Origin of the sequence: Robiginitalea myxolifaciens (genome assembly GCF_900115205.1) — a bacterium.
In the GTDB taxonomy this organism is placed as follows: Bacteria; Bacteroidota; Bacteroidia; order Flavobacteriales; family Flavobacteriaceae; genus Robiginitalea; species Robiginitalea myxolifaciens.
Genome location: NZ_FOYQ01000001.1, coordinates 1,476,688 through 1,497,269 on the forward strand (window position 1 = coordinate 1,476,688; position 20,582 = coordinate 1,497,269).

Genomic DNA, 20,582 nt, shown 5'->3' on the forward strand with positions numbered 1-20,582 from the left:
AGTCCCGTGCTGAAACGGCATAATAGACCTTGAAAAAAAGCATCAAGATTAAATATGTCCCCAATGTGATGAGGTAATTGTCCATAGTGCCCGTGTATGACGCATTAAAAATAGGTAAAAATTGTGTACGCTTAATGTTAAACGGATCAAAAAATCCGACGAAATGCACAATTTTGAGAAAACTTTAGCACTTCATCGCTTCGTTTGGATTTCAATAGAACCCAGGGGCAAGGATAAACGCCCGGGCTGCAAATTTCCAGCAGCATCCCGTCCGATGCAATACATGACTATCTTTGCAGGTACAAGTGGCTATGGAGCAAACCCCTTTGGAAATACAACTCAAGACCCTGCCGGAGAGCCCCGGTGTATATCAGTTCTTTGATCGGGAGGGAAAAATGCTCTACGTAGGGAAAGCGAAGAGCCTCAAAAAAAGGGTGAGCTCCTACTTCAACAAGCGCCTCGAAAATGGCAAGACCCGTGTTCTGGTAGGTAAGATCGATAGCATCCGCCATATCGTGGTGCGTACCGAATCGGATGCACTTTTACTGGAGAATAACCTCATTAAGGAGCACCAGCCGCGTTACAATATCCTCCTGCGGGACGATAAGACCTATCCCTGGCTTTGCATTAAAAATGAACGCTTCCCCCGGATTTTCCCCACGCGGAAACGCATTGAGGACGGGTCTGAATATTTTGGCCCCTATACCCAGATGCGCACCGTCAGAGCTCTGCTCGACCTTATCCGCAGCGTGTACCCCTTGCGGACCTGCAATTATGACCTCTCGGAAGAAAAAGTAGCGGCGGGGAAATACAAGAAATGTCTTGAATACCACCTCGGGAATTGCCTGGCTCCCTGTGAAGGCTTGCAGGACGAAGCTTCCTATCACAACCAGGTTGACGATATCCGGGAGATCATCAAAGGGAATTTCGGCGCCTCCCTGACTTATTTCAGGCACCGGATGAAGGAATTGGCTGTTGAGATGGCTTTTGAACAGGCCCAGGCGATCAAAGAAAAGATCGAGATACTCGAGAATTACCAGGCCAAATCTACCGTAGTCAATCCCAAAATTGACCAGGTCGACGTCTTTTCCATCGTTTCGGACCCAACCCACGCCTACGTCAATTTTATGCAGGTCAGTCATGGATTGGTGGTGCGTTCCCATACTATGGAGATCAAGAAGAAACTGGAAGAAGCGGATGCGGATTTACTGCCCCTGGCCATTTTAGAGTTGCGGGAGCGCTTCAATTCCGACACCCGGGAATTGTATCTGCCCTTTCCGGTTTCCCTGCCGGAGGACCTGAAAGTGGTAGTGCCTCAAAAGGGAGATAAACGAAAACTGGTGGAATTTTCGGAGCGCAATGCCCGGTTCTACCGCCAGGATCGCTTTAAGCAAATCCGGATTATCGATCCCGACCGGCATGTGAAACGCCTGATGCAGCAGATGAAGACTGATCTCAGGCTTTCCGAGGAGCCCCGGCATATCGAGTGTTTTGACAACTCCAATATTCAAGGGAGCAATCCGGTTGCCGCCTGTGTCGTATTCCGGGACGGAAAGCCGGCAAAAAAAGAATACCGGCACTTCAATATCAAAACAGTCGAAGGCCCTGATGATTTTGCCTCCATGACTGAAGTAGTCCACCGCCGGTACCGCCGGCTCCTTCAAGAAGGGGAATCGCTGCCCCAACTCATCGTTATCGATGGGGGTAAGGGGCAATTGTCGGCAGCCTTAAAAAGCCTGGATGAACTCAGTCTGCGGGGGACGATTGCAATCATTGGCATTGCCAAACGCCTCGAAGAGATTTACTTTCCCGGAGACCCCATCCCCCTGTACCTAGATAAAAAATCAGAGACTCTGCGCGTGATCCAGCAATTGCGCAACGAGGCACACCGATTTGGAATTACCCACCACCGGAATCGTCGCAGCAAGTCGGCCATTAGTTCCGTACTTGAGGGGATAGACGGAATTGGAGAGAAAACTGCCAGGGACCTCCTGCGAAAATTCAAGTCGGTCAAACGGATCCGCCAGGCTTCGGTCGACGATCTGGCTGAAGTTGTTGGTCCATCCCGGGCCCGGAAGGTCTATGAAAGTTTAAGGGAATGAAGTACCTTCGGGATATGCGTTGCTTACTCCCGATCTTAATCGCCTGCTTGGTCCTGCATTCCGGTTTCTCCCAGAGCACTCCGGAGCGGGAGGAGCCGCTCCGGGTTGGCCTCGTTTTAAGCGGGGGTGGAGCCAAGGGGCTTGCCCATGTCGGCGCCCTGAAGGTCCTGGAAGAAGCTGGGGTACGCATCGATTATATTGGGGGGACCAGTATGGGAGCGATTGTCGGGGCACTCTACGCTTCGGGATATTCGGCAGATGCGCTGGATTCGCTCTTTATGTCTACGGACTTTACCTCGCTCATACAGGACGTCCTGCCCCGAAGTGCCAAGACCTTCTATGAAAAAGAGGATAGCGAGCGGTACGCACTTACCCTTCCTTTTAACAAGTTTCGGGTAACCTTTCCACAGGCCATTTCCGGTGGCCAAAATATTTACAATGAATTGGTACAGGCCTTGTACCACGTGCGGGATGTACGTGATTTCAGGGAGCTTCCCATTCCCTTTTACTGCATCGCCACCGATGTGGAAACGGGTGAGGAACTCCATTTGGAATCCGGGTATCTCCCCGAAGCTATCATGGCCAGTGGAACCCTGCCATCTCTTTTTGAACCGGCGGAAGTCGATGGACGCATCCTGATCGATGGGGGAGTCCTCAACAACTTCCCGGTAGATGAAATGCGGGAAAAGGGGGTAGACGTGGTCATTGGAATTGACGTGCAACACGGGCTGCGCGATCGGGAGGCCCTGCTTTCTGCTACGGAAATCCTGCTGCAGATCAACAGTTACCGAACCTTGGGCAACCTCCCGGACAAGGTAGACAAAACGGATATTTACATCCGCCCTGAGATCGACGACTATTCCGTAATTTCTTTCGATGAGAAAGCAGCCATCATTGCAACCGGGGAGGAAGCAGCGGGGAAATTCCGGGAGGATTTTAAATCTCTTGCCCGGGATCAGGCTGGAGTAAAAGACTACCAGCTACGGGAACGCCCTGAGATACTGGCTGCAGACAGCCTTACCGTTAACCGCTTGGTTATTCAGGGAAACAACAACTACAGCCGGGGGTATGTAAAGGGAAAACTGCGTTTTGACCTTGCGGAGCCCATCGCCTTTGACCAACTCCGGCAGGGGATTGGGAACCTGGCCGCAACCGGGAATTTCAAGACCATCCGATACCAGTTAAGCTCCAATGGGCTGGGACAGGATTTAGTCCTGAAACTGCAGGAGAATCCCACCAAGACGTTGATCCGTTTGGGCGCCCACTACGACGACCTTTACAAAAGTGCAGCCCTGATCAACCTGACCCAGAAGAACTTTTTGCTGGACGACGATGTGGCTTCTTTTGATTTGATTCTGGGGGATAACCTTCGATACAATGCCCAGTACTACCTGGACAAAGGTTCTTACTGGAGTTTCGGCTTCAATTCCCGTTTGAATAGTTTTGAGCATGGCGTGCCCTATGAGGTGATCCAATCGAATTTCGAGGTTCCCGACGACCCGGGAATCAACCGGATTGGTCTGGATGTCACCGACCTCACCAATCAGATCTACCTGCAGACGGTTTGGCGGGAGGAATTTGCGTTTAGCCTGGGCCTGGAGCACAAGTGGTTGCGGTATTCCACCGAAACCCTCAACGAGCAGCTGGATGGGGGCGATTCCGGTTTTGCGATCGGGGAAGGCACCCGTACATTTTTCGAAAACAGTACGTATTTCAGCACCTTTGGTCGCCTTACCCTGGACACCTACGACGATCGTTATTTTCCAACCCGTGGCTTGTTTTTTGACGGGGATTTCCACCTCTATGTGTTCTCTTCCGACTTTAACGATAACTTCAAGGAATTCGCCATTGCCAAAGCCCGGATGGGGACGGCTTTTCCCCTGACACATACCCTGAGTCTCAACCTGGAGACTGAGGGAGGTTTTAAACTGGGGACTTCCCGCGTGGCAGCCCTGGATTTCATCCTTGGGGGGTATGGCAGCCTGGCGATTAACAACTTTGCCCCTTTCGTGGGGTATGATTTTCTGAGCTTACCCGGGAATAGCTATGTTAAGGCCTATGCTCGCCTGGATTGGGAATTCTATCAGGAGAATCACCTGATGTTTATCGCCAATTACGCCAATGTAGAAGACGACATATTCCGCACCGGGGAGTGGTTTACCGCTCCGGACTTTTCGGGATATGCCCTGGGATACGGATGGGAGTCCTTTTTCGGTCCGGTTCAGGCCTTGTATTCCTGGTCCCCCGAAGGAAATACCAGTGGATTCTATTTCAGTATAGGGTACTGGTTCTGAGGCAACTGTGGTTTTGGCTCCTCCTCGGGTTTTTACGATATTTGCAGTGTGAAAAGGCCATTATCCAAAACGACATCTCAGCTGGGACAAGCCATCCCTGGAATTGGGGGCTACCTGGCATGTCACAGTCGGGCCATGTGGTAAACAGCACAAAGGATTTCGGTTGTAAGCGGCCTCCAAACGCCGGTAACCCGCTTGCCTTCCTCTTGCTGTAAAGGCGTAGTTATTACCCATTTTAAATCGACAAATCATGTCAGTTACAGATAATACCTCATTAAAATTAACCAAAGAAGTACCTGCAGCGGAAGACTTTCTACCCCTGTTGGGAACTGACCACGTAGAACTATATGTAGGCAATGCCAAACAGGCCGCCCATTACTACATGGCTGCCTGGGGCTTTCAGCCGCTGGCCTATGCGGGCCTGGAAACCGGACTTAAAGACCGGACATCCTACGTGTTGCAACAGGACAAGATCCGGTTGGTCCTGACCGCCCCAATGAAACCCGGAGGTGAAATCAACCGCCACATTGAACAACACGGGGATGGCGTAAAGGCTATCGCCCTATGGGTAGATGATGCCCGGAAGAGTTTTGAAGAAACCTTTAAGCGCGGTGCAGAACCCTATATGGAACCAGAAGTTCGCGAGGACGAGAACGGGAAAGTAATCCTTTCCGGGATCCACACCTACGGGGAAACTGTACATATTTTCGTGGAGCGTTCGGCTTACCAGGGCACTTTCCTGCCGGGTTATCGCGCCTGGAATCCCCATTACCAGCCCGAGTCTACCGGATTGAAATATATCGACCATATGGTGGGTAATGTCGGATGGAACGAAATGAATAAGTGGTGTGAATTTTACGCCAAGGTGATGGGCTTTGCCCAACTGGTTTCTTTCGATGATAAGGACATATCTACCGAATATACCGCGCTTATGAGTAAGGTAATGAGCAATGGCAACGGGAGAATCAAGTTTCCGATCAACGAACCTGCCGAAGGGCGGAAAAAGTCCCAGATCGAAGAATACATCGAATTTTACAACGGGGCAGGCGTACAGCATATGGCCCTGGCCACGGATAATATCATCGAGACCGTATCCGGCCTGCGCGACCGCGGGGTGGAATTCCTGCGCGTTCCCGGCGAATACTACGAAGATGTCCTGGATCGGGTAGGAGAAATCGATGAAGACCTCGAACCTTTACGCGAACTGGGAATCCTGATCGATCGGGACGACGAGGGATACCTCTTGCAGATCTTTACCAAGCCAATCCTGGACCGCCCCACGCTTTTTATCGAAATCATCCAGCGAAAAGGGGCCAAATCCTTTGGGAAAGGCAATTTCAAGGCGCTTTTTGAGGCTATCGAACGGGAGCAGGAATCCCGGGGAACCCTTTAAATCCGGCCGGAACCGATAAAGTTGTGTTAAACCTGAAGTTAAAAACCGTTAAAGGGGAACATCCGGGTAAAATGATGTTCTACATTTGATATCAACAAGGGGTGGTTCCCTTGTAACTTTAAGTATTGGTTTTTCATAATTTAAAGTTTGGTTGGTTATTTAGGAAAAGCTCTGATCGCTAGATCGGGGCTTTTTTTTTTGGAACCGCTATGCTTCAAAAGGCCAACGCACCAGCCCCCTTGGAATTTGGGATTTGGTGGCTGGAGTTTACCACCGCGCGCAGCGGTTTGTAATATTTTGGAACAAATCTTGTTTAAATAGTAGTTATGAAAAGGTTCCTTCCCCCTGGGGAAAGAAAATTTTAATGAAATTTGTAGGAAATGAAAGCGCTCAAAATCATATTGATATCCATGCTGCTATGGACCCCCCAGACCGAAGGGCAGGCCCAGGCAGAATTGGTGGCCAATTCCGACAAACCCGTCAGTCACAGCCCGAAACCTGCTGAACGGAATCCGGTTCCGGCTTTTAAATCCGGGGAATGGCTCAAGTTCAGGATACATTATGGCATCTTCAATGCCAGCTATGCCACCCTGCACCTGACCAGTGATAATTTGGATGGAAAGCCGGTGTACCACGTTACCGGGAAAGGACAAACTACAGGATTGGCGCGTTTGTTTTTTAAAGTAGACGACACTTACGAAAGTTATTTTGGTAAGGATAACGGCCAACCGTACCGGTTTATCCGCAAAATCGATGAAGGGGGCTACACCAAGGATATTGAAATAAATTTTGATTACCCGAAACAGGAAGCCGAACTACACGATAAGAAGGCCAAAAAGAAGATGGACTTTGAAATTGAGCCAGGCATACAGGACCTGATTTCCGGTTTCTATTACCTTAGGGATTATTACGAGGTAAGCGACTTGCGCATAGGCGAGAGCATTGAACTGGACATGCTCTATGACGATGATGGGATTTTCAAATTCCGCCTGAAATACCTGGGGAAAGAGATCTTAAAAACCAAATTCGGCAAAGTCGAATGCCTGAAATTCCGTCCGTATGTACAAAACGGACGTGTGTTTAAAGAGCAGGAAAGCCTATCTTTGTGGGTGTCCAATGATATGAATAAGATTCCTATCCGAATCGAGGCCGATCTGCGTGTCGGATCTATTAAAGCCGATTTGGACGGATACAATGCCCTGAGGAATCAATTCAAGATTATCATGGACTAAGGGTTCATGAAAGACGAGCAGGATAAGGATCACATCGATCAGCAGATACGTAAACTGGAGGCCAAGTACCGGGATTCCGGCCAGGACCTCAGCTCCTACCTCGATGGCCTGCTTTACCAGCGTTACCTCACCTACTGGGATTACATCCACCTAGATACCTTGTTGAGCTTGCAGGTTCCCCGCACCCACTTTCCGGATGAGGAGATCTTTATCATGTACCATCAGATTACGGAGCTCTACTTTAAACTCATCCTGCATGAGCAAAAGCAGATCATCGACGATAAATCCCAGGACATTGCTTTTTTTACCGGAAAAGTTAACCGCATTAACAGCTATTACAAGGCGCTTATTACTTCCTTCGGGATCATGGTCAGGGGGATGGAAAAAGAGCAGTTCATCCGCTATCGCATGGCGCTCTTGCCCGCCAGTGGATTCCAATCTGCCCAGTATCGGATGATCGAATTGTATGCCACGCCGCTGGAACTGCTGGTACACGATTCCCGCCGCGATCAGGTAAGCAGTGAAGACTCGCTGGAGGAACTCTACGAGCAGATTTACTGGAAGCGCGGGGCTACCGATTTGACCTCTGGCGAGAAAACCCTGACCCTGAAGCAGTTCGAATATCGGTACACGCCCCGGTTTATCCGGATTGCCCGGGAAGTTAAAAACAACACCATTTACCATAAATATTTAAATTTACCGCCCGAAGGGCGGAATAATAAAGGCTTGAAGTCCGCGTTACAACTCATGGACATCAATGCTAATGTCAATTGGCCGTTGATGCACTTGGGCTCAGCCCATCGTTATTTGGACGACGAAAACAATACCCTGGAAGCTACAGGAGGTACGAACTGGAAATCCTACCTTCCTCCCGGGTTTCAGAGAATCATATTTTTTCCAGAGGTTCATTCAGACGAAACTCTGGAGCATTGGGGCAAAGAGTGGGTAGAACACCACTTGAATCCGCATAAATCTTAGGGACATAGAGATGCGAACATATTGGGGCTTTTTACTACTGGCAGTGTGTCTGGTATATTCCTGTAAGGATAAAACCGAGACTTCCGTCAAGGAAGTTGTACAGGAAGAATTATTGGCTGAGGCCGAACCACAAATGCTTTACGGCTTTAACCTGGACGAATTTACCGTGCAGGCCGACACCGTGAGATCCGGCGATAGCTTCGGGGAACTGATGCTGCAACACAAGGTGGAATACCCTAAGATTACCACCCTGGCCGAACAGTATCGGGACACCTTTGATATCCGGAAAATCCGGGTTGGCAAACCTTACGTGATCCTCAAATCCAGGGATACCTCAGAAACTGCCCAGGTATTTATCTACCAAAATGACGCCATCAACTATACGGTAGTCGATTTCAGGGATTCCGTAGTAGCCTATCGCAAGCAGCGCGAGATTACCTTGCGCGAGCGTGAGGTAGCTGGTGAAATCACTGAAGGCGGTGCCCTTTCGCTGGTTCTGGATGAGCAGGGGGTCGATTTCCAGGTTACCCTGGATTTATCTCAGGTATATGCCTGGACCGTGGATTTTTCCAAATTAGACGTCGGGGATAAATTCAGGATCATCTTTGACGAAAAGTATATCCAGGATAGTCTGTACGCCGGGGCGGGACGAATCAAAGCAGCCTATTTTGAGCACAAGGGTACGCCCTTATATGCCTTTGCGTACCACAACGATTCCCTGGACATCATGGAATACTACGACGACGAGGCGGAGAACCTGCGCAGGACTTTCCTGAGTATGCCGATCAAGTTTGGCCGACTATCCTCCCGATACAATCTCAAGCGACGTATCCGATATTACGGCTATAAGGTCCGGCCGCACCGTGGAACGGACTATGCAGCGCCAATAGGGACCCCAATCCTGGCTACCGCCGACGGCGTGGTCACAGAATCTACGCGAAGAGGGGGGAATGGGAAATACGTGAAGATCCGCCACAACGAAACCTACAGTACCCAGTATTTACATATGAAAGCCCAAAACGTTAAGCGGGGTGATTATGTGCGCCAGGGCGATGTTATTGGCTGGGTGGGAATGACCGGAAATACCGGAGGCCCTCATGTTTGCTATCGCTTCTGGAAGAATGGCCGTCAGGTAGATCCACTTCGGCAAGAATTACCCAAGGCGGAACCCCTGGCCGAAGCGTCTCAGCCAGCATATTTTGACTATATCAAACCCCTGAAGCTTCAGCTGGATTGCATCGCTTATCCTGAGCAACCAGCAGCCGAAGAACAGGAGGATCTGATTACTTACAATACTGACCAAAATGCCCTTACCAAAGATTGACCCGACCGGGACCAAGGCTTGGAAGCAGCTTCGGGAACACCACGAGCGAACCAAAAACCAACATCTAAAAGACCTTTTCCTCCAGGACCCGGATAGAGCGGGCAGATACAGCCTTAACTGGGAGGATTTTTTCCTGGATTATTCCAAAAACCGCATCGACAACCGCACCCTGGAGTTGCTCTTTGAGCTGGCAGGGGAGTGCAATCTCGAAGCGGCGATCCAGGCGTACTTTGGAGGTGAAACCATTAACCAGACCGAAGGGCGGGCCGTATTACACACCGCGCTGCGTGCGGATACCTCAGGATCCCTTTCCCTGGAGGGGGTGGATATCCTCGAGGAAGTAGCCGGTGTAAAAAAGCAAATCTCAGCCTTTGCCAATAGCATTATCAGTGGCGAAAAAAGAGGGTTTACCGGAAAGGCCTTCACCGATGTAGTAAATATCGGGATCGGCGGCTCCGATCTGGGCCCGGTAATGGTCACGGAAGCCCTGGCCTACTATTCCAACCACCTGAACCTGCATTTTGTCAGTAATGTCGATGGCGATCATGTGCAGGAGGTGCTTAAAAAACTAGATCCGGAGACCACATTCTTTGTGGTGGTTTCCAAGAGTTTTACCACTCAGGAAACCCTGGCCAATGCGCTGACCATTAAGGAATGGTTCCTCACCCACGCCGCTCAGAAAGACATCGCTTCCCATTTTGCGGCGGTGAGTACCAACCTCAAACAAATTGAATCCTTTGGCATAAGCCCGGATCATGTGTTTCCAATGTGGGATTGGGTAGGTGGACGTTTTTCGCTTTGGAGTGCCGTTGGGCTTTCCATTGCCCTGGCCATTGGCCCGGAGCGCTTTGAGGACTTACTCACAGGTGCCCGGGAGATGGACGCGCATTTCAGGGATACCCCAATGCAGCAGAATATTCCGGTGATCCTGGCCCTGCTCAGCATCTGGTACAATAATTTTTACGGGGCCGAGACCGAAGCCGTCATCCCCTACACCCAATACCTGCACCGACTTCCCGCTTACCTTCAGCAAGGGATCATGGAAAGTAACGGAAAGTACGTAAACCGGGCAGGTAAACCCGTGGACTACCAGACCGGAACTATTATCTGGGGCGAACCCGGGACGAATTCGCAACACGCCTTCTTTCAGCTGATCCATCAGGGAACCAAACTGATCCCTGCAGATTTTATCGGGTTTAAGCAATCCCTGCATGGCAGTACCGACCATCACGAGAAGCTGATGGCGAATTTCTTTGCACAAACTGAGGCCCTGATGCAAGGCAAGGACCAGCACCAGGTGCGCGCCGAACTTCAGGCCAAAGGCCTGCAAGGGGAAGCCCTGGAACAGTTGGTACCCTTCAAAGTTTTTGAGGGGAACAAGCCTACCAATACGCTACTGATTGATAAGCTTACGCCCAAAACGCTGGGGGCCCTGGTGGCGCTCTACGAGCATAAAATCTTTGTCCAGGGGATTATCTGGAACATTTTCAGCTACGACCAATGGGGTGTGGAGCTGGGAAAAGAACTCGCGGGTTCTATCCTGCGGGAATGGGCCGATTCGCAAGTAGGCAACCACGACAGCTCTACAATGCGACTTTTGCAAATATTTAAGGGTTAAACTTAACGATCAGCAAAAGTTTATAATCTTTCATAAGTTCTTGTTTTACAGGGCGCATTCTCGATTTTCGATTGTATTTTAGGAGGAGGGAATTTAACATTTCCTTAATGCTCAACTGGCTTTTCTGGGCCACTTTTGCACTGCGATTAACCTAAATAACTCGAAAATGAAAAAATTACTTTTAACACTTGTACTGGTGCTCGGAACCAGTGCTGCTTTCGCTCAGGGGGTAACCACCTCGGCGATTAGCGGACAGGTAACAGATCCTGCGGGAGAGCCACTCGCCGGAGCGTCTGTTGTCGCTGTTCACACGCCCACAGGGACCACCTATGGAGCTGCTGCCGATTTTGACGGTTTCTACCGTATTTCTGGTATGCGTGCCGGGGGACCTTACCGCATTACCTTCTCCTATATTGGATTTGAGGAGAATGTAAAGGAGAATATCTCCCTGACACTGGGTCGTACTTCCCAATTTAATGTAGCCCTCTCGGAATCGGCCACAGCGCTGGAAGAGGTTGTGGTTACGGCACAGGGAAGTGGGATTTTCGGGGGTAACAAGACCGGAACGGAGACCACGATTAACTCCCGTCAGGTAGCCACCCTGCCTGCGGCTTCCCGATCCATTGCGGATTTTGTTCGTACCACGCCACAGGCCCAGGTAACTGAAGGGAACGATGGATTCTCAATTTCCCTGGCTGGTCAGAACAACCGTTACAACGCCATCTACATCGACGGTGCTGTAAATAACGATGTTTTTGGACTTGCCGGATCAGGTACCAATGGAGGTCAGACCGGGGTTAACCCGCTGTCTGTTGACGCCATCGAGACCTTTCAGATCAACATTGCTCCTTTTGATGTTCGCCAGTCCGGATTCTCCGGAGGATCGATCAACGCGATTACGCGTTCCGGATCCAACAATTGGGAAGGATCGGCATATGCTTTCGTTCGTAACCAGAGCCTGGTAGGTAAAACACCACCTTCACTGGTAGGCGACGGAGAGGAAAGAGAAAAAGTTTCTGACTTCAGCGCCCTTACCTATGGTGCGCGTATTGGAGGACCTATTATCGAGGATAAACTCTTCTTCTTCCTGAACTACGAGCGTCAGGAGGACGAGACTCCCCAGCCTTTTAACTTCAGTAACTACGATGGGGGATCCAGCCTTGCTGATTTAGACAACTTACGAAGCTTCCTCATTAATACCTACGGCTACGATCCAGGGATTTTTAACAACAATACCCGTACTCTTGAGAGTAACCGTATTACCGCAAAAATAGACTGGAACATTAACCAGGATCACAAGTTATCGCTGCGATACGGACTCACCACGGCCGACAACCTGGAAGCCCGGAATTCCGGAGACCGTTTTATTGGCTTTATCAATGGTTCTGAGTCTTTCGAATCCCGGACTACTTCTGTAGCTCTGGAATTGAACTCCCGTTTTGGAAACAAATTTGCGAATAACTTTATCCTGGGATATACCCGCGTTCGCGACGACCGCGATCCAGCCGGGGATCCTTTCCCAACCGTAGACATCCAGGATCAGGGGGGAACTATTTCCTTTGGTTCTGAGCCATTCTCTACAGCAAACTTGTTGGATCAGGACGTATTCACCATTACCAATAACTTTGAGATCTACGCCGGTCCCCACACAGTGACCCTGGGTGCCAACCTGGAGTTTGCCAAGATGAAGAACCTGTTCTTCGCCTTTAACTTCGGAGACTATACTTTCGAAGACCAATTCGATGACGATGGTAACCTGCTGTCCTCCGGTCTGAATCAATTCCTTACCGGACAGGACGCCGATGTGTACCAGCACGGTTATTCCCTGGTTGGAGACGGAGCTGTGGGTGATGAATCAGCCGGTGCTTCTGAGTTCGATACCTTCCAGGCTGGATTCTACATTCAGGACGAATATCAAATGGCGGACAATTTCCGGTTAACCCTGGGAGCCCGTATCGATATTCCTTACTGGAGCGACGGTGTTGAAAACGACGACTTCAACGATCGGACCATTCCAATCCTGGAGTCCTTCGGGAAAGACCTGCAGGGAGCTCGTGTTGGACAAGGAATCGATCCTACGCCAATGTTTGCCCCTCGCTTAGGGTTTAACTGGGATGTCAACAACGACTACACCACCCAAATTCGTGGTGGAATCGGGGTATTTACCTCGCGTCTGCCACTGGTATGGCCTGGAGGAACCTACAACAACAACGGGGTTACCGGAGGTTTCATGTTCGAATTCGGACAACCTTTCGAAGCCAATGTGAACAATCAGTTCGAAGATCCTGCGCCTGGTTCAGGAGGAACAGGGGGTAATGTTGACCTGATTGCGAAGGATTTCAAATTGCCTCAGGTAGTTAAGTACAACCTCGCTCTTGATCAGAAACTCCCTTGGTGGAACCTGATCGCAACAGTAGACTTCCTGTATACCGATGTCATTACCGACGTATACTACGAGAACCTGAACCTGAGAGGACCAGTAGGTAACTACCAGGGAGTCGATAACCGTCCGTTCTACGATCGTCGTGACGAAATCGATCCAACCTACCAGGGGATTTACCTTGCCTCGAACACCGGTGGAGGATACGCGCGAAACCTGACTTTTGCCCTGACCAAGCCCTTTGAGAATGGATTTGCCGGTTCTGTTGCGTACACCTATGGAGACTCCTTTAAGGTATTTGACGGAACTTCTTCACAAAACAGTTCCCAATGGAGAAACATCCAGACGGTTAACGGTAAGAACACACAGATTCCAGTTTCACGATCTGACTTTGCCCTGGGGAATCGTATTACGGCCAGCGCTTCGTATGAGATTCCATGGAATGACAATGTCAAGACTACTGTAGCGGTATTCTACGAAGGATCTCAGAGTGGCCCATACAGCTTCATCTACAACGAAGGACGTGACCTGCTCAATGATGATTCCCGTGACAATGCCCTGATCTACATTCCCGAATTTGAGAATGAGATTGTACTTGTTGGAGACGATCCGGCAGCAGAGTGGGAGCGTCTGGACACCTTCATCAACAGCGTGGAGTACTTGCGTGAGAATCGCGGTAACTACGCAGAGCGTAATGGTTCCCGTGGTCCATGGAGTCATATTTTAGACTTGAAAGTTCTGCAGGATTTCAGCCTGAACTTTGGTGGGAAGAACCATACCTTCCAGTTTTCTGCGGACATATTCAACTTCACCAACTTGTTGAACAAGGAATGGGGAAAACGCAGGTTTGTTCGTAGTGAGGTAAGCCCGCTTACGACTATCTCTACCGGCGATACGCCTACTTTCGAGATTAACGATGCGGTGGTTGCACCAGATGGAACACCTGACTTTGAGGAAATCGGAGACCAGGGATTCTTTTCTTCCCGTTGGCAAGCACAAATCGGTCTGCGCTACATCTTTAACTAAGTAGCAATGGCTTCCCTGCGATAATCAATGCAGGCATAAAATTAAACCCGGCAATATTTGCCGGGTTTTTTTTGTTCCAAAACCGTAACTTTAGCCAAAACCCTCGCACATGGAAATTCTCCAATCCGTTCACTCTTATCTGGCCTATGTGGCCCTTGGCTTATTAATTCTCGCTGTGTTGAATGCAGTCTCGGGATGGATGGGCAATAAGGTGTTCACAATGGGGCGCGACTTGCGCCTGAGCCTGTTTACGCTCATCATTTGCCATATCCAGCTCGTCCTTGGCTTGCTGCTATGGGCGTTTTCGTCAAATGGCCTGGCTGCCTTAAACGAATTTGGTGTCGGTGGCCTGAACGCCCCGGCCCGCCTGCTGGCTCTAGAGCATCCGCTTATCAATATTATCGCCATCGCCTTGATCACCATTGGCTGGTCGCGGCACAAAAAATTCCTGGACGGGAAACCCAAGTTTAAGAGTATTGCCATCTTTTATGGTTTAGGACTCGTGCTGATTTTAAGCAGGATTCCCTGGGGTCAATGGTTTGGGTAATCCTCGGATTAAACCGGAACAAAACAATTTAGCTACCATACGATGAAACAGCTGACATCTTCGCAATTACTCCTCGCTTTTCTGGCCGGGTTTGTTTTTACGACTTCCCAGGCGCAAATCGATTTATTTAACGGGAAAAACCTGGACGGGTGGACGGCATACGGCACCGAACGCTGGTATGTAGAAGACGGTCTCCTGATTTCTGAAAGCGGTCCGGATGCTCAGTATGGTTATCTGGCAACCGATGACTACTATAAAGACTTTGAATTGAGCCTGGAGTTCCTGCAGGAGGCCGATGGCAATAGTGGTGTTTTTGTACGCTCCACCGTGGAAGGCACCAAGGTCAGCGGATGGCAGGTCGAAGTTGCTCCTCCTGGAAAACATACCGGGGGAGTCTATGAATCCTATGGAAGGGGCTGGCTCATTAAGCCCGATCCATCCAAGGAATCTGTATTGAAAGAAGGGGAGTGGAATACCCTTAAAATCCGCATGAATGGGGATACCCTCACGTCCTGGCTCAATGGGGTGGAGATGGTGTCCATTACCGATGCCAAAATCGGGGCCGGGGAAGGTTCAATAGCCCTTCAAATACACGATGGTGGCGGGATTCGTGTCAAATGGCGGAATATCCAGCTTACCGTTCCGGAATAGGTCGGATCAGCAGGGCATAAACCGGGAAATGGTCGCTGAAGCCCCCTAAATAATTTCCACCTGCATAAGTCCGATAAGGATATCCCTTAAAAGGGCCTTCCGGAGTCTTCAGGTAGTCTGGATTATATATCCCCGCCTTCCAGAATTTATATCCTCCATCGCCTTCAAACCAACACCCATTAAATAGAACCTGATCGAACAGGCTCCACTGATCCCGGTAGGCCAGGGTACCTGCACCCTTTTTATAAAACGCTCCCATAGGGTTATAGGTTAACCAGGCGGGAAGGCTATCCCGAAACTCTCTGGTCCCCAGGCCATACCGCAAGCTGGGATCGTCAGGGTTGTCATTGTAGTCGCCCATCGAAATGAACCGGGCTTTGGGGTCAAACTTCAGCAGGGAATCCAAAATGGCGCGTTGCAAAGCGGCTGCCTGCATGCGGTAAAGCTCCGTACTACCTTGCCCCCCGCTTCTCGAAGGCCAATGATTTACAGCCAGGTATAGTGGCTCCCCATTGAGTAATCCGCTTACAATAAGTTGATCCCTGGTCTTTCTGTGACGGTTTTCCCGTGTTCTTAGCTTGAGTTCCCGGAATTGTTGTTCGAGCACGATAAACTGGGATCTTCGGTACAACAAGGCCACATCAATTCCCCTATGGTCCGGAGAGTCTTCATGGACAATCCCATAGCCTCCATCCCGTAAGGGAGCCTGGCGAATTAAATCTTCCAGGACCTGCCGGTTTTCTACCTCGCACAGTCCAATAAGATCGGGAAGGCGCCGGGCCTCATCCCTCCCGATTTCGGCGAGTACCCGGGCGATATGCTGCAGCTTCTTTTCATAGCGATCCCGGGTCCATTGCAGCGGGCTTTCCGGGGTGCGCTCGTCATCATCGGTCAGGCTATCATTGCGGGTATCAAAGAGGTTTTCGACATTGTAGAACGCCAGGGTGCGCACCTGATACTTGGGACCGGATTCCTGCTGGGAAGGCGGAGGATCGCAGGATAGCAGGACTATGGAAAGCAGGGCTGAAATATGGGTGCTCGATATAAACTTCATTGCCGATAGGATTCGTTGTAGCTTGTGGCAGTTAAGCGGGGGCAATTTAGGCTCCAGACATGAATGGAGCTTGCACACCGGGCGTCTAGGTTTGCCCCATGCGATACCCTCGGACCTGTTTATTGTTGCTGTTGTGCCTTCAGGCGGCTTTCGAGTTAGTTGCGCAGCGAGATGAGTTCTTGCTAACTACCGCTTTGGTGGAGGGTGGGGAACAAGAGGATCAGGGCACCGAATTGTTGGGCAGGGCCAATGATTTTTTCCTCAGGCGTGCCGCTTTTGATTTTGGGGCAGTATGGTTCCGATTGCGCGGCTTGGGGCAGGAGGAGCAAAAGCTCTTTTTGAATGGACTTGGTCTGAACAGTCCATTCGATGGTCGTCCGGACTGGAATCGACTTGGAGGCCTCACGGATATTGGTCGCAATCCGGGACAGGCATTGGGATTGGCTTTTAATGGGAATGGATTTGGCAGCCTCGGGGAGCTTCGGGCCCTGAAAGCACGACCAAATGCTTTGCGACCAGGAATACGCCTGACGCTTTCGTCTGCGAACCGGAATTACCGCTGGCGTCAAATGATTACCTACAATTCCGGGTCGCGGCCAAATGGCTTGAACCTGTTGCTGTCTTTCTCCCATCGCCATGCGGCAACGGGCTATGTACACGGAACTCCCTACCGATCCGTTGGGGCCTATGGGATGCTCCAGTGGGCACCGACAAAATCGCATGAAGTAGGCATTTTTGGATTACTGGCCGCAATCAAAAGGGGGACACGTCCCGCGCTAACCGAGGAGGTCCTGAGCCATGCCGGAGCCCGGTACAATCCGCAGTGGGGCTGGGACCATGGGGAAATCAGAAATGCGCGCTTGCGTTCAGAAAATCTCCCCTTGATCGGTTTGCAATACCGCTACCGTGGCAGTCGGTTAAAAGCCGATGTGGTATTGGGCTATCTGGGCGGGGAGGAAGGCCGGGAGCGGTTAAACTATTTCGGGGCATCGAATCCGGATCCGGTTTATTACCGAAATCTCCCGTCCTTCTATCTGAACAGTCCGCTGGGATCGAATTACTGGAATGCCTGGGTTGCTGAGACCAACCTGGTCAATCAACCGCAACTCAACTGGAACCGCCTAAGGCAAGCCAACACGTTGGCTGGATCGGAGCAAGCGGCGCGTTATGCGGTTCTCGCCGATTTTATGGCCACCCGGATGTGGAGCCTGCGTTCAACGCTTGCTTACCTCCCGGCTTACCCCTGGGAATTTACTGGGTTTATTGAAGCGGCGAACACCCGCCTTGAATTTGGACAGGAACTAAAGGATTTACTGGGAGCTTCATATCACCGGGATTGGGATCCATTTTCGAAGACCGCAAACGACCTGGGGGGTAAGACCGATAAAAAAGTTGGGGAGCGGGTAGGGTATTCCTATCATTTATTCAAGCGCGATTGGAAGCTGGGGTTTCAGGCACAACGACAACTTGCCCATTGGGAATTTGCCCTGGGATTGTCCTTTGGTATGCGGGCTTACCATCGTACAGGCCTCTTCAGAAACGAAAGATATCCCGAAGAATCTCTGGGTAGATCCGCAGTTCAGCAATTTACCTCCCAGGCCTTGAAAGTTGGATTGGGGTATCGCCTCAGCGGGCGACACTGGTTTTTCGCGTATTATACTTATCGCTCCCTTCCACCTGAATTACACCAGGCTTATGTCGATTCCAGACAACGCGATCTGCCCTTTCCGGATACAAGTCCCCGGGTTCATACCGGGGGAAGCCTGAACTGGTTTCTCCGCCATCCACGGGTTAAAGGCAGGGTAAGTGGATATTATTTCCGGGTTAATGGAGGTCGGGATTTGAAATCCTATTTTACAGAAACTGCCGTGGGATCCGCCTTTGTTCGGGAGGCCAGCTGGGGCTACAGCAGCTTGCACTTCGGGATAGAAACCGGTTTGGAAATTCAGCTCGACCCTGAGTTTACTCTTGGCCTCGCAGTTTCTGCTGGAAGATGGAGACACCTGGCCAACCCAAGGGTTCAACTCTTTACCCGGCCCGATAGGCAGGCCACGGATCCCTTGCCCAGCTCGGGCTTTTTGGATGCAGGAAAGGCACAGTTGAAAGGACAGTCCATACCCAATGCTCCAGAACTGGCCGGATCGCTCAGCCTGGCCTATCGCAGTCCGCGGTTCTGGTGGATGGATTTGCGACTCAGCTACCTGGGCTCCCGTCCGCTTATCCCGGCCCTGATGCGACGAACAGCAACCTTCCTCACCGAAGCGATTACGCTTGAGGACTCCACGATTCCTCCTGGGGTCATCGCGCAGTCTAAGCGGTCTGAAACACTGGATGGGGTATATCTCCTGAATCTTAGCCTGGGAAAATCCTGGCGCTTTCATGGCAAGTATCTCAGTGCTTTCCTGGGACTGAATAACCTGTTAAACCGACCGTATCGCTCCGGGGGATATCAGCAGGGCAGATTGGCCTCCCTTCCTGTTTATGCCGAAGATACACGGGGAGGACGGCCTTCATTTGGCCCGAAGTTCTGGAATGGCTACGGGCGGACCTATTTTCTTAATCTAAGCCTGAATCTATGACCTTACGAACGAGCTCTATTTCTTTGCTTACCCTTGTGGTAGCCCTTCATTTTCTCTGGAATTGTAATCCCGCGTCAGAGGAAGCCCAAATCCCGGATCCCTGTGAAACAGTGGATTCTCTTGAAATAATTCCGCTGGACAGTCTGTTGTCCCTGTACCGGGGATCGGCCAGTGCCATTGATCGCCCATATTTCCTTGAATTGCGTGTAGTCTCCTCCGATTTGCCGGGAAATATTTTTGGCGCCCTTTACCTTCAGGAAAAACCAGGAGGTCCGGGGCTCTTGGTGAAAACGGATTTGTTGGATACCCATGCCTATTTCCCCGAAGGAAGCCTGGTTCGGCTCGATTTGCAAGGCTTATTTCTGGACAAGGAAGGCTCCGGATTGGCCCTGGGGAGTCCCAGGGAGGTTTTTGGTAACATCACCCTGGATCGCATTCCGGCCGCAGTGACCCTGGAACGTCTGTCCCTGGCTTGCGGCGCAGCCGAAATGATCTCACCGCTACCGATTCCACTGGATTCACTCAAAGCGATTCAAGTACATAGTCTGGTCGCCTTGAAAGGCCTGGAAATCGATCCGGAAAACACCATTCCTACCTATGCCGAATATCAACAGGAAACCCTGATTCCCCTGGTCGATTGTTTCGGGGGGAAGTTGAACCTGGTCAACAGTGGGTACTCGGATTTTTATCAGGACACCCTTCCGGCTGGTAATGGTACGGTAACCGGCATATTGCGGGGTAGCCCGGGGGAATACCAAATCTTGTTGCGGGATGCGGAAGACTTGGAATTTGACCAACCAGATTGCAACACCCAGTATCCTCCTATGCAATCCGACCGGATCCTGATTTCCGAAATTGCGGATCCCGAAAACGATGCGGGGGCACGGTTCATTGAATTGTACAATTCCGATGCAACACCGGTTCGGTTAGATGCCTGGAAATTGGTCCGATTTACCAACGGTAACGACACCCCTGGGGGTATGGTACCCTTAGATGGTTTGCGCTTATTGCCCGGGGAAACCCTGGTGATCGCTGCCCGGGGAGACAATTTCAGCGCGGTTTACGGGATAATGGCAGATTTGCTGGTTCGGACCAACGGCCCTGCGGATTCCAATGGCGATGATAACATTGTGCTGTTGGATCCCTTTGACCAGGTGGTCGATGTCTTTGGAATCCCGGGGGAAGATGGCAGCGGAACTGCCCATGAGTTTGAAGATGGCCGGGCACTTCGCAGGGCTGAAATAGAAACGGCATCACCGGTGTTTTTACCGGAACAGTGGATTATATCGAATGATACGGGTGCCGCCGGGACATTGCTTCAACCCGGGCAGGCCCCGGAGGATTATACCCCTGGAAAACACCCGGATTCCAATTGATTCCGCCCCTTTTGACCGGGATAGTTTT

13 protein-coding genes are annotated in these 20,582 nt (G+C 50.8%); 12 read left to right on the forward strand and 1 reads right to left on the reverse strand.

From position 1 onward, the window contains the following. The first annotated feature begins 311 nt into the window (after positions 1-311). From uvrC to BM318_RS06555, 10 genes are all read left to right on the forward strand, one after another. A complete protein-coding gene (uvrC, locus tag BM318_RS06510; RefSeq protein WP_092981630.1) occupies positions 312-2,102 on the forward strand; it encodes an excinuclease ABC subunit UvrC in 1,791 nt (596 codons plus the stop codon). Beyond that, positions 2,099-4,396 carry a patatin-like phospholipase family protein gene (locus BM318_RS06515; protein WP_092981631.1) on the forward strand — a complete coding sequence of 766 codons (2,298 nt, stop codon included), beginning with the start codon at positions 2,099-2,101 and terminating at the stop codon, positions 4,394-4,396. Before uvrC ends, BM318_RS06515 begins: the two co-directional genes overlap by 4 nt. Positions 4,397-4,646: 250 nt before the next feature. After that, on the forward strand, positions 4,647-5,789 hold the full coding sequence (hppD, locus tag BM318_RS06520) for a 4-hydroxyphenylpyruvate dioxygenase (RefSeq protein WP_092981632.1): 1,143 nt from the start codon (positions 4,647-4,649) through the stop codon (positions 5,787-5,789). Positions 5,790-6,169: 380 nt separating this feature from the next. Beyond that, complete coding sequence (locus BM318_RS06525) at positions 6,170-7,021, forward strand: DUF3108 domain-containing protein (RefSeq protein WP_092981633.1); 852 nt, start codon at positions 6,170-6,172, stop codon at positions 7,019-7,021. Between the two features lie 6 nt (positions 7,022-7,027). Further along, positions 7,028-7,999 (forward strand): tryptophan 2,3-dioxygenase family protein, encoded by a 972-nt coding sequence (locus tag BM318_RS06530; RefSeq protein ID WP_092981635.1) that lies wholly within the window; start codon positions 7,028-7,030, stop codon positions 7,997-7,999. A gap of 10 nt (positions 8,000-8,009) precedes the next feature. Further along, positions 8,010-9,323, forward strand: coding sequence for a peptidoglycan DD-metalloendopeptidase family protein (locus BM318_RS06535; RefSeq protein ID WP_092981636.1), 1,314 nt, complete (start codon positions 8,010-8,012; stop codon positions 9,321-9,323). Beyond that, positions 9,304-10,941: a glucose-6-phosphate isomerase gene (pgi, locus tag BM318_RS06540; protein WP_092981638.1), complete on the forward strand. Its 1,638-nt coding sequence runs from the start codon at positions 9,304-9,306 to the stop codon at positions 10,939-10,941. The genes BM318_RS06535 and pgi overlap by 20 nt, the downstream gene beginning before the upstream one ends. Positions 10,942-11,107: 166 nt before the next feature. Continuing rightward, complete coding sequence (locus BM318_RS06545; protein WP_092981640.1) at positions 11,108-14,347, forward strand: TonB-dependent receptor; 3,240 nt, start codon at positions 11,108-11,110, stop codon at positions 14,345-14,347. A gap of 109 nt (positions 14,348-14,456) precedes the next feature. Further along, positions 14,457-14,894: a hypothetical protein gene (locus BM318_RS06550; protein ID WP_092981642.1), complete on the forward strand. Its 438-nt coding sequence runs from the start codon at positions 14,457-14,459 to the stop codon at positions 14,892-14,894. A gap of 42 nt (positions 14,895-14,936) precedes the next feature. Beyond that, entirely contained in the window at positions 14,937-15,545 is a 609-nt protein-coding gene (locus BM318_RS06555) for a 3-keto-disaccharide hydrolase (protein WP_092981644.1), read from the forward strand. Here the strand turns inward: BM318_RS06555 and BM318_RS06560 are convergent. Next, a complete protein-coding gene (locus BM318_RS06560) occupies positions 15,529-16,599 on the reverse strand; it encodes an endonuclease/exonuclease/phosphatase family protein (protein WP_245759759.1) in 1,071 nt (356 codons plus the stop codon). The two genes, BM318_RS06555 and BM318_RS06560, sit on opposite strands and share 17 nt — an antisense overlap. 98 nt (positions 16,600-16,697) lie before the next feature. On the opposite strand from BM318_RS06560, the gene BM318_RS06565 reads away from it, so the two are divergent. Beyond that, entirely contained in the window at positions 16,698-19,178 is a 2,481-nt protein-coding gene (locus BM318_RS06565; protein WP_143099935.1) for a TonB-dependent receptor, read from the forward strand. Next, a complete protein-coding gene (locus tag BM318_RS06570) occupies positions 19,175-20,554 on the forward strand; it encodes a DUF5689 domain-containing protein (protein WP_092981648.1) in 1,380 nt (459 codons plus the stop codon). Before BM318_RS06565 ends, BM318_RS06570 begins: the two co-directional genes overlap by 4 nt. The last annotated feature ends 28 nt before the right edge of the window (positions 20,555-20,582 follow it).

What these genes read in the sequence shown, in the direction of transcription:
- BM318_RS06545 (WP_092981640.1), top strand. Translation starts at nt 11,108, where the DNA reads ATGAAAAAATTACTTTTAACACTTGTACTGGTGCTCGGAACCAGTGCT.
- pgi (WP_092981638.1), top strand. Translation starts at nt 9,304, where the DNA reads ATGCCCTTACCAAAGATTGACCCGACCGGGACCAAGGCTTGGAAGCAG.
- BM318_RS06560 (WP_245759759.1), bottom strand. Translation starts at nt 16,599, where the DNA reads ATGAAGTTTATATCGAGCACCCATATTTCAGCCCTGCTTTCCATAGTC.
- uvrC (WP_092981630.1), top strand. Translation starts at nt 312, where the DNA reads ATGGAGCAAACCCCTTTGGAAATACAACTCAAGACCCTGCCGGAGAGC.
- BM318_RS06535 (WP_092981636.1), top strand. Translation starts at nt 8,010, where the DNA reads ATGCGAACATATTGGGGCTTTTTACTACTGGCAGTGTGTCTGGTATAT.
- BM318_RS06530 (WP_092981635.1), top strand. Translation starts at nt 7,028, where the DNA reads ATGAAAGACGAGCAGGATAAGGATCACATCGATCAGCAGATACGTAAA.
- BM318_RS06515 (WP_092981631.1), top strand. Translation starts at nt 2,099, where the DNA reads ATGAAGTACCTTCGGGATATGCGTTGCTTACTCCCGATCTTAATCGCC.
- hppD (WP_092981632.1), top strand. Translation starts at nt 4,647, where the DNA reads ATGTCAGTTACAGATAATACCTCATTAAAATTAACCAAAGAAGTACCT.
- BM318_RS06570 (WP_092981648.1), top strand. Translation starts at nt 19,175, where the DNA reads ATGACCTTACGAACGAGCTCTATTTCTTTGCTTACCCTTGTGGTAGCC.
- BM318_RS06555 (WP_092981644.1), top strand. Translation starts at nt 14,937, where the DNA reads ATGAAACAGCTGACATCTTCGCAATTACTCCTCGCTTTTCTGGCCGGG.
- BM318_RS06550 (WP_092981642.1), top strand. Translation starts at nt 14,457, where the DNA reads ATGGAAATTCTCCAATCCGTTCACTCTTATCTGGCCTATGTGGCCCTT.
- BM318_RS06525 (WP_092981633.1), top strand. Translation starts at nt 6,170, where the DNA reads ATGAAAGCGCTCAAAATCATATTGATATCCATGCTGCTATGGACCCCC.
- BM318_RS06565 (WP_143099935.1), top strand. Translation starts at nt 16,698, where the DNA reads ATGCGATACCCTCGGACCTGTTTATTGTTGCTGTTGTGCCTTCAGGCG.